Below are 16,309 nucleotides of genomic sequence, written 5' to 3'. Positions count from 1 at the left end.
CGGCTCGGGCTCCGATGGTCTCGACGAGGCCTTCGAGGCGGCCGGTGCGGATGTCGTGAGCCTGACCGTCTACCGCTGGGGCCCGCCCCCCGACCCCGCGGTCGTCCGACGATCCGTGAGCGCCGCTGCCGCGGGCGAGTTCGACGCCATCCTCTTCACGTCGGCACCCGGTGCGCACGAGTGGCTCGCCGCGGCCGACATCCTGCGGGCGCTGCCGCAGATCCTCGACCACGCCGCATCCGGCCGACTGCTCATGGCCGCGGTCGGCCCCATCACGGCCGGCCCCCTGCGACGGGCGGGCTTCGATCCGCTCGTCCCCGACCGCGGGCGCCTCGGCTCTCTCGTGCGGGCGGTCGTGACACACTTCGGCGGTGGTCATGCCCCCGGCATAGAGACCACCGTCGGCCGGCTCGAACTGCGCAGCGGCGGAGTCGTGCTCGGAGGCCGGTTCATCCCGCTCGCCCGCACCGGAATCGACGTGCTCACGGTGCTGGCGGAGGCCCGTGGACGCACCATCTCCCGCGAGGAGCTCCTCGCGGCACTTCCGCGATCGGTCGCCAATCCGCATGCCGTCGAGGTGGCGATCGCTCGAGTGCGCGAATCGGTCGAGGCGCCCGCGCTCATCAAGACCGTCGTCAAGCGCGGGTACCGCCTGAACGTACTCGAAACGCCCCCGGTGACCGTATGAACGCCCCGTCGACCGCCCGGCCCGAGCTGCTTCGGTCTTCTCACAATCGGCGGCCCGCCCGGGTGAGAACTTGGAGACCCAGAGTTCACAACCCACATGAGCCGCGGAAATCCCACGCCCATAGCGTCGCTGTCACGACCCCATCCGTTGCGACCCGCTCCAGGAGATCACGATGACAGACACAGTCAACCCCTCAGTCCACCCCGCCGCCACCACGGACGCGCCCGCCCCGGGACGCACGCTCGTCCACCGCTCGGGCCGCTGGATAGATGAATGGGACCCTGAGGACCACGGCCAGTGGGAGAGCGTCGGGCGCGGCATCGCCAAGCGCAACCTGGTGTGGTCGATCTTCGCGGAGTTCCTCGGCTTCGTCATCTGGCAGCTCTGGAGCATCGTCGCGGTCCTTCTTCCCACGGCCGGCTTCACCCTCGACAGCAGCCAGATCTTCTGGCTGATCTCGATCCCCAGCCTCGTCGGCGCGACGCTGCGCATCCCCTACTCGTTCCTCGTGCCGCTCATCGGCGGGCGCAACTGGACGATCATCTCCGCCGGGCTCCTGCTGCTGCCCGCGATCGCCCTCGCGATCGTCGTCGGCAATCCCGAGACGCCGTTCCCCGTGCTGCTCGGTGTCGCAGCTTTGGCCGGCTTCGGCGGCGGCAACTTCGCCAGCTCGATGTCGAACATCACGTTCTTCTACCCGCAGCGCGAGAAGGGCTGGGCGCTCGGCCTGAACGCCGCCGGCGGAAACCTCGGCGCCTCGGTCGCCCAGTTCGTCGTGCCGATCGTCGTGACGATCGGGGCCGCCGCCGCGGTCAACCTGCCGCTCGCCGGCTGGATCTGGGTGCCCTTCATTCTCCTCGCCATGTTCGGCGCGTCCCGGTACATGGACAACCTGTCTTCGGCGAAGGCCGACTTCGCCGGCTCGGCCGCCGCGCTGCGCGAACCGCACCTGTGGCTGCTCTCGCTGCTGTACATCGGCACCTTCGGCTCGTTCATCGGCTTCGCCAGCGTGTTCCCCAAGCTCATCGCCGACCAGTTCCCGAGCTTCTCGGCGATCGCCATCGGCGGCGCATCCGTCTCCCTGGCCTTCCTCGGCGCCCTGGTGGGTTCGCTCGCCCGTCCCTACGGGGGTCGCCTCTCCGATCGCTTCGGCGGCGCGCGGGTCACGATGGCCGCCTTCGCCGTGATGGCCGTCATGACCCTCCTGGTCACCGCCGTGCTCCCGACCGGTCAGTTCTGGCTCTTCCTCGCCTGCTTCCTCGTGCTCTTCGCCGCGGCCGGCGCGGGCAACGGTTCGACGTACCGCATGATCCCGGTCGTGTTCGCCCTGCGTGGCGGCGGCGACGCGCTCACCGGCGGCGACGTGTCGTCGAAGCGCAAGGCCGCTGCGGCCCTCGGTCTCATCTCGGCGATCGGCGCCTACGGCGGGTTCATGATCCCACAGGCCCTGAACCTGTCACGGCAGGGATCGGGCAGCTACACGAGCGCCTTCCTCGTCTTCGTCGGCTCCTACGCGGCCCTCGTGGTCATCACGTGGCTGGCCTACGGCCGCGCCGGGCGTCACGGCGGAACCCGGATCTGAGATGACGCCCGTCGCCCCGACCGCCGCTCCGGCCGCCACCGCATCCCATTGCCCGTACTGCGCCCTGCAGTGCGCGATGACGCTCACGCGTACGGATGCCGCGGCCGAGGCGACGGTCGGGGCGACAGCGTTCGCCGCACCTCCCCTGACGGTGGAGGGCCGCGAGTTCCCCACCAACCGCGGCGGACTCTGCAAAAAGGGCTGGACGTCGGCAGAGGTGCTGATCGCCCCCGACCGCGTGCAGACGCCGCTCATCCGCGACCGTGATGGGGTGCTGCAGGCCTCCACGTGGGACGAGGCGCTCGAGGTCATCGCCGCCGCACTGATCAAGATCCGCGCCGAGCACGGCGCCGACGCCGTCGCCGTGTTCGGCGGAGGTGGCCTCACGAACGAGAAGGCCTACCAGCTCGGCAAGTTCGCCCGCCTCGCGCTCGGCACTCGGATGATCGACTACAACGGTCGCTTCTGCATGTCATCGGCCGCCGCCGCAGGCAACCGCGCCTTCGGCATCGACCGGGGGCTGCCGTTCCCGCTCGAGCACCTCGACGCGGCATCGACGATTCTGCTGCTCGGCACCAACGTGGCCGCCACGATGCCGCCGTTCGTCGGCCACCTCGCCGGAGCCCAGGCCGCCGGCGGCCTCGTCGTCGTCGACCCCCGGCGCACGGCGACCGCACGGCTCACGGACGACGGGCAGGGCATGCACGTGCAGCCCGCGCCGGGCACCGATCTCCCGCTGCTGCTCGGCATCACCCATGCCGTGCTGGCGGAGGGCCTCGCCGACGAGACGTACATCGCGGAGCGCACGGCGGGCATCGAGGGTCTGCGCCGCAGCGTCGCCGGCTGGTGGCCGGAGCGCGTGCAGTCCGTCACCGGGGTCCCCGCCCTCACGATCCGCCGCGTCGCCCGCCGGCTCGCCGCCGGCGGAGGCGTCTACATCCTGACCGGTCGCGGCGTCGAGCAGCACGCCGACGGCACCGACACCGCCACCGCGGCCATCAACCTCGCCCTGATCCTCGGCCTCCCGGGCCGCGACGACTCGGGCTACGGCACCCTCACCGGCCAGGGCAACGGCCAGGGCGGACGCGAGCACGGCCAGAAGTGCGACCAGCTGCCGGGATATCGCAAGATCACGGATCCCGCCGCGCGCGCCCACGTGGCCGCCGTCTGGGGCGTCGAACCCGAGGCGATCCCCGGTGCGGGTGTGCCCGCGGTCGAACTCCTCGCATCCCTCGGCACGCCCGAGGGCCCCCGCGCAATGCTCGTGCACGGCTCCAACCTCGTGATCTCGGCCCCCAACGCCGGCGAAGTGCGCACCGCACTCGGCCGCCTCGACCTCCTGGTCGTCTCCGACTTCTTCCTCTCCGAGACCGCCGAGCTCGCGGACGTCGTTCTCCCCGTCACGCAGTGGGCCGAGGAGGAGGGCACGATGACCAACCTCGAAGGCCGCGTGCTGCGCCGCCGTCGCGCCGTCGAACCGCCCGCGGGTGTGCGCGACGAGCTGTGGATCATGGCCGAGCTCGCACGCCGCCTCGGTGCTCCGGGACGCTACTCGACCGAGCCCGAAGAGGTCTTCGACGAGCTCCGGCTCGCCTCGGAGGGCGGAATCGCCGACTATTCGGGCATCGACTACGCCCTGCTCGACTCCGGTGCCGCGGCGCACTGGCCGTATCCCAAGGGTTCGACCGGCACGCCGCGTCTGTTCGCCGACAGATTCTGGCACGAGGACGGGCGGGCGCGCATCGTGGCCGTGCGCCCGTCGATCACCGAGGAGCGCGTGGCCGGGGTCGGCGAGCTCACCCTCATCACCGGCCGCCTGCTCGAGCACTACCAGAGCGGCGCGCAGACCCGCCGGGTACCCGAGCTGGCGGCCGCGCAGCCGGAGGTGCGCATCACCCTGCATCCGGCGACGGCGCAGGGCCTCGGCATCGCCGACGGCGACATGCTCGAACTCGACAACCGCCGGGGCGCGATGCGCGGCCGGGCGAGCCTGTCCGCCGATCTGCGGCCCGGCACCGTGTTCGTGCCCTTCCACTTCGCGGGCGACGGCACCGCGAACCTGCTGACATCCGACCGGGTCGACCCGATCTCGGCGATGCCGGAATTCAAGACGGGCGTGGTGCGTGTGCGCCGTGCCGAGGAGGCGATGATCGGATGACGGAACCCTTGCGCGTGCTCGTGGTCGGGTACGGTCCGGTCGGAGCCCGCTTCGTCGAAGGCGTGCTGCCCGCGGTGCGATCGGGGCGGATGCAGCTCACGGTGGTCGGCGCGGAGGCGCACGACGCATACAACCGCGTTCTCGTGGCGGAGTACGCCGTCGGTGGCGTGGAACGCGCCTCCCTCACGATCGCCGATCGAGACGAGGCCGAGGCCGCGGGTGCCCGCGTGCTGACGGGCGTCTCGGTGCGCCGCCTCGACCGCGAAGCGCGCTCGGCGATGCTGAGCACCGGGGAGCACGTGGATTACGACCGCGTCGTGCTCGCCACAGGATCGCGGGCGAACACGCCGACGCTCGACGGTGTGCCACGGCCCAAGCGCGATCCCGCCCACGTCTCGTCATTGCCGGTGGAGCTCATCGACGGTGACGACGTGCTCCCCCGGGGCGTCACAGCGCTCCGCGACCTCGCAGACGCCGAGCGCGTGCGCGAGGCGATCCGCACGGGCCAGCGCCTCGTCATCCTCGGGGCCGGTGTCCTGGGGCTCGAACTCGCGCTCGCCGCCGTGCACGCCGGCGCGCGCGTCGCGGTCGTGCACCACGGCGCGCATCCGATGCCCCGCAACCTCGACCGCGGCGGCGGCGGCGTGCTGCGCCAGGCCCTGCGGCGCACCGGCCTCGCCGTCTTCGCATACAGCCGTGCGGAGTCGGTCGGATTCCACACCGACGACGTGTCGGGAGAACGCAGCTTCGACCGGCTCATCACCGCCGACGGCAACCAGATCGAGGGCGACCTCCTGGTCCTCTCCTGCGGGGTGAGCCCGCGCGCCGAGCTCGCCGCGCTCGCGGGGCTCCGCACGGCATTCGGTGTCATCGTCGATCGCCGGCTGCGCAGCTGGAGCGACCCCGACGTCTTCGCGATCGGCGACTGCGCGCACGTCGTCGACCAGGAGCCCGCACACGATTCAGCGAGCAGCCGGCCCGGGGATTCGACCGGCCCCCTGCCCGGCGGACCTTCGGGGCTCATCGGGCCAGGCTGGCGTCAGGCCGACTGGCTTGCCGCTCGGATGCAGGAGGAGCTGCTCGTCGCCGACGGCGAGGCGCAGGCGATGCGTGCAGAGATGGATGCCGAGCGCGAGCCGCTCGTCATGCTCAAGGCGGAGCACATCGATGTCGTCGCCGTCGGCGACGTGTCGCTCGAGCCGGGCGACGATGACCGGACGGGTCGCGACCGGAAGGTCTCGCTGTGGTCGGATCCCGAGCACTACCGCTACGTGAAGATGGTGTCGGAGAACGGCGTGCTCACCGGGTTCGTGTGCGTCGGGATGCCGCGCACCGCGGCCGAGCTCACCCTGCTCTTCGAGCGCGGTGGCGAGCTTCCGGCCGATCGCTCCCTGCTGCTCCGATTCGACGGCCCCGACTACGTTCCCGGCGATGACGGCGATGCCTTCGCGCCGACGGCGACCGTGTGCTGGTGCAACGCCGTCACCGTCGAGCGCATCGAGGAGTCGGCCGCGCGGGGCAACGACACGGTCGCCTGCATCGGTCGCGACACGCGCGCGGGCACCGGATGCGGCGGCTGCAAGTCGCGGATCGCCGACGTGCTCGCCCGTCACGCGGCGGGAGTCGCCACCCCCGGAGCGGACCCCGTCGCAGCGGCGTGACGCCCGCCGCCGCCCGAACCGGTCCCCCTGAACCCCGCCGCCTGAACCCCGCCGCCTGACCGGCGCTCGCCGAGAGCGCGGCATCCGCTCACGCGCGCAGGACGGCGGCCGAGCGAGCGGCCAGAGTCACCACGGGGTCCTCGCCGATCGTCGCGCCCAGCGCACCGAGGCCCGCGGCATCCGTCGCCCACACCAGGCGGGCACCCGCCCGCACCGGCAGCTCCCGCGGCTCTTCCGCGAGGTTGACGGCGATGTCGATGGATCCCCGGCTCAGCCGGATCCAGCGCTCGTCATCCGCGACCTCGGCGGAGACCGCGGCGAACGAGGGATCGCTGAGATCCGGCTCGCTCCGCCTGAGCCCGAGCAGTTCGCGGTACACCGCGAGCAGACGGGCGTGGGCGCCCTCTCCCGCCTCCTCCCAGCGCAGCTTCGAGCGGAGGAAGGTCTCCGGGTCCTGCGGATCGGGCACGACGGCTCGGTCCCAGCCCATGCGCGCGAATTCCTCGATGCGCCCCTCAGCGGTCGCTCGGCCCAGTTCGGGCTCGGGATGGGACGTGAAGAACTGCCACGGCGTCGAGGCACCCCACTCCTCTCCCATGAACAGCATCGGGGTGAACGGCGAGAGCAGAGTCAGCACCGCCGCGACCTGCAGGCTCCGCTCGTCGAGCGTCTGCGAGAGGCGGTCGCCCGCGGCGCGGTTGCCGATCTGGTCGTGGTCCTGGCCGAACGTGACCAGCCGCCAGGTCGGCACGTGGTGATCGATCGGATGCCCGTGCGGGCGTTCGCGGAACGATGACCACGTGCCGTCGTGGAAGAAGCCCTTCGTCGCGGTCTTCGCGAGCGCCGACAGGGGTGCGAAGTCGGCGTAGTACCCCGCGGTCTCCCCCGTCACGGCGACATGCACGGCGTGGTGGTAGTCGTCGCTCCACTGCGCCGTCAGCCCGTACCCGTGCGCCTCGCGCGGCATGATGAGCTTCGGGTCGTTCAGGTCGGATTCGGCGATGAGGCTCAGCGGGCGTCCGACATGCGCGCTGAGCGCATCGACCGCCTCGGCCAGCGCCTGCAGAATGTGGCGCTCGCTCGTGTCTACGAGGGCGTGCACGGCATCCAGGCGCAGCCCGTCGACGTGGTAGTCGCGCAGCCACATCATCGCGTTCTCGATGATGTAGCGGCGCACCTCCTCCTCATCGAGGTCGACCGATGATCCCCAGGTGTTGCGCTGGGCATCGCGCAGGTAGGGGCCGTACTCGGGCAGGTAGTTGCCGCTCGGTCCGAGGTGGTTGTAGACGACGTCCTGGATGACGCCGAGCCCGCGTGCGTGGCACGCATCCACGAACCGCTGATAGGCGGCGGGTCCTCCGTAGGCTTCGTGCACCGTGTACCAGAGCACGCCGTCGTAGCCCCAGTTGTGCGCGCCGTTGAAGGCGTTCACGGGCAGCACCTCGACGAGGTGGATGCCGAGCTCGACGAGGTGGTCGAGACGCTCGATCGCGGCGTCGAGCGTTCCGGCGGGGGTGAAGGTGCCGATGTGCATCTCGTAGATCACCGCGCCCGCGAGTTGGCGACCGCTCCACGACTCGTCGCCCCACTCGTGCGTCGAGTGATCGAACCAGGCGCTGAGCTGGTGCACCCCGCGCGGCTGACGGCGACTGCGGGGGTCGGGGCGGGGGGCGTCGGGGCGAGGTGTGTCGGCCCCGGCGAGCAGGAAGCCGTACTCGTCGCCCTCGGTGAGGGCGATGTCGGCGCAGAACCAGCCATCGCCCCGGGCTGTGAGCTCGGCATCGCCGTGCCCCGGCCGATGCAGCCGAACCGATGACGCACGCGGCGCCCAGACCTCGATCATGAGCGTTCCTCTCTCGCACCGGCGTCGATCGGCGCCAGAAGCGCCACCGGATAGCGGGCGAGCAGTTCGGCGAGCGGCACCTCGCGGCCCTCGAAGACGTGCCCCGTGAGCACATCGACCGCCGGGCGGGCGCGGCGCAGCAGGAGCGTGTCGCCCCACCCGCCTCGCGCGGCGAGACCCGCGGGCAGGCGCGTGGCCACCGCGACGACCCCGCCGCGGTCGACGGCGATCGCGTGCGATGACACGCGGCCCGTCACGGTCATCGGCAGGTATCTCGTGAACAGCTCCGGACGGTCGCGGCGGAGCCGGAGGGCGCGTGATGTCACGAGCAGCTTCGCTGCGCCGGTGGCGTCGACGGAAGGCAGCCACCCGGCATCCACCCGCTCCAGAAGCCGGCGGCGCTCGTCGAAATCGACGGGTCGGCGGTTGTCGGGGTCGACCAGGCTCCGTTCCCAGAGCTCGCTCCCCTGGTAGACATCCGGCACGCCGGGACCGGTGAGCTGGAGCAGCTTCGCCCCGAGCGAGTTGCTCCAGCCGAATCGCTCTATCGAACCTGCGAAGGCCGCGAGAGCACCCGTCACCCCCTCGTCATCGAATGCGGCATCCACCACCGCGTGCATGCGTTGCTCGAACGCCGGATCGGGCGCGAGCCAGGTCGTGGCCTCGCCGGCCTCGCGCGCGGCCTTCTCGGCGTATGCGTGCAGGCGCTTACGCGATGCCGGCCACGCCCCGACGATGGCCTGCCACAGCAGGTTGTCGAAGGCGCCATGCCCCGAGCTCGCGATGGCGCTCACCGCGCGCAGGAACTCCGCCCATTCCTCCGGCAGTTCGGCGAGCACCGAGATGCGGGCCCTCACGTCCTCGCCGCGCTTCGTGTCATGGGTCGACAGCGACGTCATGGCGTGCGGGCGGCTCGCGAGACGCCGTTGCTGAGCGTCGTGGAAATCCGCCACCTCGAGCGCGAACTGCGTCGGGTCTCCCCCGACCTCCGTGAGCGTCCCCAGCCGCGTGTAGCGGTAGAAGGCCGTGTCTTCGACGCCCTTGGCCATCACCATCCCGCTCGTCTGCTGAAAGCGCACGGCCATCGGATGCGCCGGATCGGCGAGCCGCACCGCGATGTGGTCGATCGCCGCCGCGAGGTCGGGGCGGCGGCGGCGCGCGTCGGCCACGGCGTGATCGAGGTGCTCCCGGCCGTCGGGGAGGTACGACCGGTACACCGGGAAGCACGTCAGAAGCTCGGCGATCGCGTCGGCCGAGGCATCCACGGGCTCGTCCAGGAGGCGGTCGAGCCGGAGAACCTCGGACCGGAGGATCGAGTCGGTGATCCCGCGCTTGGTGTCGTGGATCAGGTCGGCCCACACCAGGGCCGACCCGCCCCGCGCCGCGGCGTCGACGCGATCGAGCCCGGTCTTGCCGGCGGGGTCGACGAAGACCCTGTCGATCTCGCCCATGGCGTCGTACCCCGTTGTGCCGTCGGTCGCCCAGTACTGCGGCAGCACCTCGCCGTGCTCGAGGATCTTCTCCACCAGAACATACGCGCCGCCGGTCGCCTCGGCGAGGCGATCGAGGTAGCCGACCGGGTCTGCCAGTCCGTCGGGGTGGTCGATGCGGAGCCCGTCCGCCAGGCCCGACCGCATCCAGCGGAGGATCTCGGCGTGCGCTTCGCCGAACACCTCGGGGTCCTCGACGCGGATGCCCGCGAGCGAGGACACTGCGAAGAACCGTCGGTAGTTGAGATCGGCCGATTCGCGCCGCCACTCCATCAGCTCGTAGTGCTGGCGATCGTGCACGGCGCGGATCGCCTGCCCGTCGACCGGTGCGACCGACAGCGCCGCCCGTTCGCCGGCGGTGACAGAGCCGGCAGCCAACGGGAACCGGTGGTCGAAGTAGTGGAGCTCGTCACCCTCGATGCGCAGCTCACCGGCATCCACGGCCCGCTCGAACCCGGTCCCGAGCACCGGCAGCCGAATGCGCCCGCCGCCGAAGTCCCAGTCGACATCGAACGCCGCCGCGTACCGCGACGCACGCCCCTTGGCCAGCAGGTCCCACCACCACGGGTTCTGCGCGGCATCGGCGACGCCCATATGGTTGGGCACGATGTCGATCAGGATGCCGAGGCCGGCCGCTCGCGCGGCGGCGGCGAAGCGCTCCAGGCCCTCGGGCCCACCGCGCGCGTCATCGACCCGGCTCGCGTCGACCACGTCGTAACCGTGGTCGGAGCCCTCGGTCGCCGCGAGGAGCGGCGACAGATATGCCCAATCGACCCCGAGGTCGCGAAGGTACGGCACCACTTCCGCGGCCTTGTCGAGATCGAACGCCTGCCGAATCTGCAGGCGGTACGTGGACGCGGGTCGCCGGGTCATGGCTAGCTCGGGATCTCGGACTTCGGCGCCGGGCTCGGCTGGTCATCGGGAGGCAGCGGCGCGTTGATGCCCGCGAGCGATGCGGCGACCGAGTGGTCGACCTCGACGGGCGGGCCAGTGTGCTCCACCAGCACCAGCATCGCCTTGGAATGCACGATCACCGACGAGCCCGGGTCGATGTTCTCGTCATCGGCGCGCTCACCGGCGGTGTCGACGATGATGTCCCAGCGAGGGCTGTACTCGACCGCGGGGATGCGGAACTCGACGTCGCCGTCCCCTGCGTTGAACAGCACGATGAAGTGCTTGTCGGCGATGGACTCGCCGCGCCGGTCGCGCTCACGGATGCCGGCGCCGTTGAGGAACACGCCGACGGCGCGGCCGAAGCCCGAGTCCCAGTCCTCCGGCTGCATCTCCGTGCCGTCGGGCCGGAGCCACGCGATGTCGGGCACCGGGGCGCCCTCCTCGCGGCGGATCGGGCGGCCGTTGAAGAATCGGCTGCGCCGGAAGGTCGGGTGCTCGCGGCGCAGCCGGGCAAGCGCGGCCGTGAACTCCAGCAGCGGCTGGTCGATGTTGTCCCAGTGCACCCACGTGATCTCGTTGTCCTGCGCGTAGCCGTTGTTGTTGCCCCCTTGCGTGCGACCGAGCTCGTCACCGTGCAGCAGCATCGGCACGCCCTGCGAGAGCAGAAGCGTCGCGATGAAGTTGCGCTGCTGGCGCGCCCGCATGGTCAGCACCGCCTGGTCATCGGTCGGTCCCTCGACGCCGAAGTTCATCGAACGGTTGTGGGATTCACCGTCGTTGTTGTCCTCGCCGTTCGCCTCGTTGTGTTTCTCGTTGTAGCTCACGAGGTCACGGAGCGTGAAGCCGTCGTGCGCGGTGACGAAATTGATGGATGCCACGGGCCGGCGTCCCGAGTGCTCGTACAGGTCTGCCGATCCGGTGAGCCGCGAGGCGAACTCGCCGAGCGTCGAGGACTCGCCGCGCCAGAAGTCGCGTACCTGATCGCGATACTTGCCGTTCCACTCGGTCCACTGGGGCGGGAAGTTGCCTACCTGGTAGCCGCCGGGGCCGATATCCCAGGGTTCGGCGATGAGCTTTACCTGCGACACCACGGGATCCTGCTGCACGAGCTCGAAGAACGTCGCCAGGCGATCGACGTCGTAGAACTCCCGGGCGAGCGTCGCGGCCAGGTCGAACCGGAATCCGTCGACGTGCATTTCGAGAACCCAGTAGCGCAGCGAGTCCATGATCAACTGGAGCGCGTGGGGGTTGCCCACGTTGAGGCTGTTGCCCGTTCCCGTGTAGTCGGTGTAGTACCGCTGGTCCTTGTCTTCGAGGCGATAGTAGGCCGCGTTGTCGATGCCCCGCATCGACAGTGTCGGCCCCAGGTGGTTCCCTTCCGCCGTGTGGTTGTAGACCACGTCGAGAATGACCTCGATGCCCGCGGCATGGAGCGCGCGCACCATGCCCTTGAACTCCTGCACCTGCTGGCCGCGCTCGCCCGTGGCGGCGTAGGTGTTCTGGGGGGCGAAGAATGCGACGGTGTTGTAGCCCCAGTAGTTGCTGAGCCCCTTGTCCTGCAGAGTGCTGTCGTTGACGAACTGGTGCACGGGCATCAGTTCGATGGCGGTGACGCCGATCTTCTTCAGGTGATCGATGACCGCCGGATGCGCGATGCCGCCGTAGGTTCCCCGCAGCTCCTCGGGCACGCCCGGGTGCAGCATCGTCAGCCCCTTGACGTGAGCCTCGTAGATGAACGACGCGGCGTACGGTGTCTTCGGCTGCCGGTCGCCCGCCCAGTCGAAGAAGGGGTTGATCACGACGCCCTTCATCATGTGCGCGGCGGAATCGTCGTCATTGCGGGAGTCGGGGTCGCCGAAGTCGTAGCCGTACAGCGACCGGTGCCCATCGACCTGCCCTTCGACGGCCTTGGCGTAAGGGTCGAGCAGGAGCTTGTTCGGGTTGAACCGCTTGCCGCTCCTGGGGTCGTGCTCGCCGTGCACCCGATAGCCGTAGCGCTGGCCTGGACCGATCGTCGGCATGTAGGCATGCCAGATGTGCGCGTCGACGTCGATGAGGTCGATGCGGGTCTCTTTGCCGCGATCGCCGAGGAGGACCAGCTCGACCCGGGTCGCTCCTTCGCTGAAGAGCGCGAAATTCGTTCCGTTGCCATCGAATGTCGCACCGAGCGGGTAGCTCGAACCGGGCCAGCTCTGCACATCGCCTCCATCGTGACGCCGACGCCCGAGAAGAACCGGGGTCGGCGGACTCACAACCCTACCGGGCGCGCGTTACGTGAAACCGGGGCTTGCGTCCAGGCTTGCGGGCTATCGGTCGCCCGCCAGAAGATCGGGGCGGCGCTCGCGCGTGCGCTCGACCCGCTGCTCGCGGCGCCAGGCGTCGATCGCGGCGTGATTGCCGCTCAGCAGGATCGGGGGCACCTCGCGGCCCCGCCACGAGGCTGGTTTCGTGTAGGACGGGTACTCGAGCAGTCCGTCCTCATGCGACTCCTCGACCAGGCTCGCCGGGTTGCCGACGACGCCGGGAATGAGCCGCCCGATGGCTTCGATCATGGCCATGACGGCCACCTCGCCCCCGTTCAGCACGTAGTCGCCGAGGCTGATCAGACGAACGCGACCGAGGGTGGCCGCGTGGGCGAAGACGCGCTCGTCGATGCCCTCGTAGCGGCCGCAGCCGAAGATGAGGCGCGGTTCACGCGCCAGCTCGCGTGCGGTCGCCTGCGTGAAGAGCTCGCCCGCGGGCGACGGGAAGATGATGACGGGGGCGGCGGGCGCGTGCTCCGGCGCGTCGCTCGCCAGCTCGTCGAGCGCCTCGCCCCAGGGCTCGGGCTTCATCACCATTCCGGCGCCACCCCCGTATGGCGTGTCGTCTACGGTGCGGTGGCGGTCATGGGTCCAGTGCCGCAGATCGTGCGTGCGGATGTCGAGGATGCCAGCGCCCCGCGCCTTGCCGAGGAGCGACATCTCGAGAGGCCCGAAGTACTCCGGGAAGATCGAGACGACGTCGATGCGCACGTCAGGCCCTGGTCTCCGTCGCAGCGTCGGGCGTCTCGTCATCCTCCGACGGCGGCAGCTCCTCGAAGAGTCCGGGGGGAGGCGTCACGATAACGCGACCCGCGGCGACGTCGACCTCCGGGACGAGAGCCTTGACGAACGGCACGAGAACCTCGCCCGAGTCAGTGCGGACGATCAGCAGATCCTGCGCGGGGAAGTGATCGACACGGATGACGCGGCCGACCTTCACGTCGTCGCGCACGACATCGAGGCCGACCAGCTGGTGGTCGTACCACGCGTCGTCCTCCGGAGCCGAGGCCTCGGCATCCTGATCGATCCAGAGGATCGCCCGGACGAGAGCCTCAGCGGCCTCCCTGTCATCGACACCCTCGAAGAATGCGACGGGGTGGGTGTTCATCCACCGGAACTCGCGCACCGTGATCGACTTGCCGTGCCACGGCGAGGACTCCGGCACCTGGAGTGTGAAGACGGCCCCGGGCACGAAGCGGCCATCGGGATCGTCGGTATACAGCTCGAGCTTGAGCGCACCCTTCAGGCCGTGCGCTTTGACGAGGCGGCCGACGCGGAGCTGCGTCTTGTCGGGTACGGGGGGTCTTTGGTCCTTCGGCACGTCAGTCGTCCGCGACGTCGACGCGCACGCGCCGCCCGTCGGCGAGCGCCGACACGAGGGTGCGCAGGGCCTTGGCCGTGCGTCCGCCGCGCCCGATCACGCGACCGCGGTCGTCGGGGTGCACGTGCACCTCGAGGACGTCACCGCGGGACGACGTGGAGGACTGGATGCGCACATCGCCGGGGTGATCGACGATCCCCTTGACGATGTGCTCGAGCGCGGCGGCCAGCACGACTATTCGGCGGTCTCGGGGGCGTCGACGTCAGCGGCGGCCTCGGTCGGAGCCTCCGCGACGGGCTCGGCCTTCTTCTCGGCCTTGGGCTTGAGCACGGCCTTCTTCGCGGCATCCGGCTCGAACGCCGGCTTGGGCTCGCGCACCTTGACGGTCGACACCGCGTTCGCGTCGCCCTTGAAGGTGCCCCAGTCGCCGGTCAGCTTGAGCAGCGCCGTGACCTGCTCGGTCGGCTGCGCGCCGACACCGAGCCAGTACTGCGCACGCTCTGAGTCGACCTCGATGAACGAGGGCTCCTCGGTGGGGTGGTACTTGCCGATCTCCTCGATGACACGACCATCGCGCTTGGTGCGCGAGTCGGCGACGACGATGCGGTAGTAGGGCGCACGGATCTTGCCCAGGCGCTTGAGACGAATCTTGACAGCCACGATTCTCCTGAATGTGTGTGGTGAGAAAACGAACCGGTCGCCTGGAGAGTGGGGTGCACACCCGGCGGAAGCTCAAAAGGAGGATCTCCGCGCTGGATAGAGGGTCGAGCGGGTGATCCGACCCTCTATTCTTCCATATCGCAGGGCGCCCCGCGAACACCCCGGCCCTCCATATCGCGGAGCACCCCGCGAACACCCCGACCCTCCATATCGCAGGGCGCCCCGCGAACACCCCGGCGCGAACACGCCCCGGCATCGTGAGTCGACCGGGATCCAGCCTTCGGCGTGCCAAGATGAGCGGATGACGGTGCCCTTCGCGACATCCGACCGTTCGACCGTAGGCATCGAATGGGAGCTCATGCTCGCCGACGGCGACACCGGTGACCTCGTGGGCCGTGCCCCCGACATCCTGGAGAAGCTCGAGGCGTCCTCCGAACTCGAGCGGCACACGATCACCGGCGAGCTGCTCACGAACACCGTTGAGGTGACGAGCGGCATCGGCCACACCGTGGCCGCGGCCGTCGACGACATCGCCGACGCGATCGCCGCGGTCAGCACCGCGACGAATCCCATCGGCGTGGAACTCCTGTGCGCGGGGAGCCACCCGTTCGCGCAGTGGTACGAGCAGTCCGTCACCGACAAGACGCGGTACCACAAGCTCATCGAGCGAACCCAGTGGTGGGGTCGCAACATGATGATCTGGGGAATCCACGTGCACGTCGGCGTCGACGACGTCAACAAGGTGTTCCCGATCATCAACGCCCTCGCCGTGTACCTCCCGCATCTCCAGGCGCTGTCGGCGTCGAGCCCATTCTGGGCGGGCGAGCGCACGGGCTACGCCTCGAACCGGGCACTCGTCTTCCAGCAGCTGCCGACCGCCGGCCTCCCCTGGCCCCTGCAGTCGTGGACGGAGTTCGAGGGCTACCTGGGCGATATGGTGCGCACCGGCGTGATGGCCGATGCGTCCGAGGTGCGGTGGGACATCCGGCCCGCGCCTCGCTGGGGAACCATCGAGGTGCGCGCGTGCGACGGGATGTCGACCCTCCCCGAGCTCGCCGCGGTCGCCTCCCTGGTGCAGGTGCTCGTGGAGCACTTCAGCCGCGAGCTCGACGAGGGCCGCGAGCTGACCTTCCTGCAGCCGTGGTTCGTGCGCGAGAACAAGTGGCGGGCGGCGAGGTACGGCCTCGAGTCCCGCATCATCATCGACCCGAGCGGGCGAGAGGTAATGGTGACGGAGCACCTGCGGGAGACCATGGAGCGGCTCACCCCCCTCGCGCTCGAACTCAAATGCGCGCGCGAGTTCGCCGGGATCGATTCGATCCTCCACGAAGGCGCCAGCTACGCGCGGCAGGTGCGCGTCGCCGAGGCGTCCGACGGCGACCTTCGGGAGGTCGTGCGACACCTCATCCGCGAGTTCCGGTCCGGCCCGACCTTGCGCGACCACCTCGCTGCACTCGGATAGTCCCGGCCTGCGCGGGGGCGGGAACTCCGCGTGCGCGGCGGCTCGCCGACGTGCGGTCGCCGGGGTCGGTGCGCGGCCACCGGGGAGCTGGGGCGCAAAACTCCCGTCGGGGCGCACGAAATGCGCCCCGAGGAAGGAGATGCGCCCCAAACCCGAAAGGAGAGGGGGATGCCGTGCAGTGATTCAGACCAGCGCGGGCTCGACCTCATCGAGAAGGTACTCCGACATGCCGTGCTCGGTCTTCTGC

General features: G+C 70.2%; 12 protein-coding genes. 5 read left to right on the top strand and 7 right to left on the bottom strand.

Annotation, left to right across the window (positions count from 1 at the left end; genetic code table 11):
* The 4 genes from VNT50_RS12325 to VNT50_RS12310 form a co-directional block, all read left to right on the top strand.
* Positions 1–688 (top strand): uroporphyrinogen-III synthase (locus VNT50_RS12325; protein ID WP_325485411.1); only part of this gene is annotated, 688 nt, incomplete at its 5' end.
* 172 nt (positions 689–860) lie between these two features.
* The gene (locus tag VNT50_RS12320) at positions 861–2,270 is read left to right on the top strand and encodes an MFS transporter (RefSeq protein ID WP_325485410.1); all 1,410 of its coding nucleotides are present in this window, start codon (positions 861–863) and stop codon (positions 2,268–2,270) included.
* A 1-nt stretch (position 2,271) separates the two neighbouring features.
* A complete protein-coding gene (locus VNT50_RS12315) occupies positions 2,272–4,428 on the top strand; it encodes a molybdopterin oxidoreductase family protein (RefSeq protein ID WP_325485409.1) in 2,157 nt (718 codons plus the stop codon).
* Entirely contained in the window at positions 4,425–6,089 is a 1,665-nt protein-coding gene (locus VNT50_RS12310) for an FAD-dependent oxidoreductase (protein ID WP_325485408.1), read from the top strand. Before VNT50_RS12315 ends, VNT50_RS12310 begins: the two co-directional genes overlap by 4 nt.
* An 88-nt stretch (positions 6,090–6,177) precedes the next feature.
* Here the strand turns inward: VNT50_RS12310 and treZ are convergent, their stop codons facing one another.
* From treZ to rpsP, 7 genes are all read right to left on the bottom strand, one after another.
* Positions 6,178–7,932: a malto-oligosyltrehalose trehalohydrolase gene (gene treZ, locus VNT50_RS12305; protein WP_325485407.1), complete on the bottom strand. Its 1,755-nt coding sequence runs from the start codon at positions 7,930–7,932 to the stop codon at positions 6,178–6,180.
* On the bottom strand, positions 7,929–10,295 hold the full coding sequence (gene treY / locus VNT50_RS12300; protein ID WP_325485406.1) for a malto-oligosyltrehalose synthase: 2,367 nt from the start codon (positions 10,293–10,295) through the stop codon (positions 7,929–7,931). The genes treZ and treY overlap by 4 nt, the downstream gene beginning before the upstream one ends.
* Positions 10,296–10,297: 2 nt before the next feature.
* Complete coding sequence (gene glgX / locus VNT50_RS12295; RefSeq protein ID WP_325485405.1) at positions 10,298–12,514, bottom strand: glycogen debranching protein GlgX; 2,217 nt, start codon at positions 12,512–12,514, stop codon at positions 10,298–10,300.
* A gap of 108 nt (positions 12,515–12,622) precedes the next feature.
* Positions 12,623–13,330 (bottom strand): tRNA (guanosine(37)-N1)-methyltransferase TrmD, encoded by a 708-nt coding sequence (gene trmD, locus VNT50_RS12290; protein ID WP_325485404.1) that lies wholly within the window; start codon positions 13,328–13,330, stop codon positions 12,623–12,625.
* Position 13,331: 1 nt separating this feature from the next.
* Positions 13,332–13,940: a ribosome maturation factor RimM gene (rimM, locus tag VNT50_RS12285; protein ID WP_325485403.1), complete on the bottom strand. Its 609-nt coding sequence runs from the start codon at positions 13,938–13,940 to the stop codon at positions 13,332–13,334.
* A 1-nt stretch (position 13,941) separates the two neighbouring features.
* Complete coding sequence (locus VNT50_RS12280; RefSeq protein ID WP_325485402.1) at positions 13,942–14,172, bottom strand: RNA-binding protein; 231 nt, start codon at positions 14,170–14,172, stop codon at positions 13,942–13,944.
* A 2-nt stretch (positions 14,173–14,174) separates the two neighbouring features.
* The gene (rpsP, locus tag VNT50_RS12275) at positions 14,175–14,600 is read right to left on the bottom strand and encodes a 30S ribosomal protein S16 (protein WP_325485401.1); all 426 of its coding nucleotides are present in this window, start codon (positions 14,598–14,600) and stop codon (positions 14,175–14,177) included.
* Positions 14,601–14,901: 301 nt separating this feature from the next.
* On the opposite strand from rpsP, the gene VNT50_RS12270 reads away from it, so the two are divergent.
* Positions 14,902–16,062: a glutamate--cysteine ligase gene (locus VNT50_RS12270; RefSeq protein WP_325485400.1), complete on the top strand. Its 1,161-nt coding sequence runs from the start codon at positions 14,902–14,904 to the stop codon at positions 16,060–16,062.
* Positions 16,063–16,309 lie beyond the last annotated feature (247 nt).

This window comes from Microbacterium sp., assembly GCF_035554235.1.
In the GTDB taxonomy this organism is placed as follows: domain Bacteria; phylum Actinomycetota; class Actinomycetes; order Actinomycetales; family Microbacteriaceae; genus Microbacterium.
This window is presented reverse-complemented; position numbering and strand designations above follow the sequence as displayed.

What these genes read in the sequence shown, in the direction of transcription:
- treZ (WP_325485407.1), bottom strand. Translation starts at nt 7,932, where the DNA reads ATGATCGAGGTCTGGGCGCCGCGTGCGTCATCGGTTCGGCTGCATCGG.
- treY (WP_325485406.1), bottom strand. Translation starts at nt 10,295, where the DNA reads ATGACCCGGCGACCCGCGTCCACGTACCGCCTGCAGATTCGGCAGGCG.
- VNT50_RS12270 (WP_325485400.1), top strand. Translation starts at nt 14,902, where the DNA reads ATGACGGTGCCCTTCGCGACATCCGACCGTTCGACCGTAGGCATCGAA.
- VNT50_RS12320 (WP_325485410.1), top strand. Translation starts at nt 861, where the DNA reads ATGACAGACACAGTCAACCCCTCAGTCCACCCCGCCGCCACCACGGAC.
- VNT50_RS12310 (WP_325485408.1), top strand. Translation starts at nt 4,425, where the DNA reads ATGACGGAACCCTTGCGCGTGCTCGTGGTCGGGTACGGTCCGGTCGGA.
- VNT50_RS12315 (WP_325485409.1), top strand. Translation starts at nt 2,272, where the DNA reads ATGACGCCCGTCGCCCCGACCGCCGCTCCGGCCGCCACCGCATCCCAT.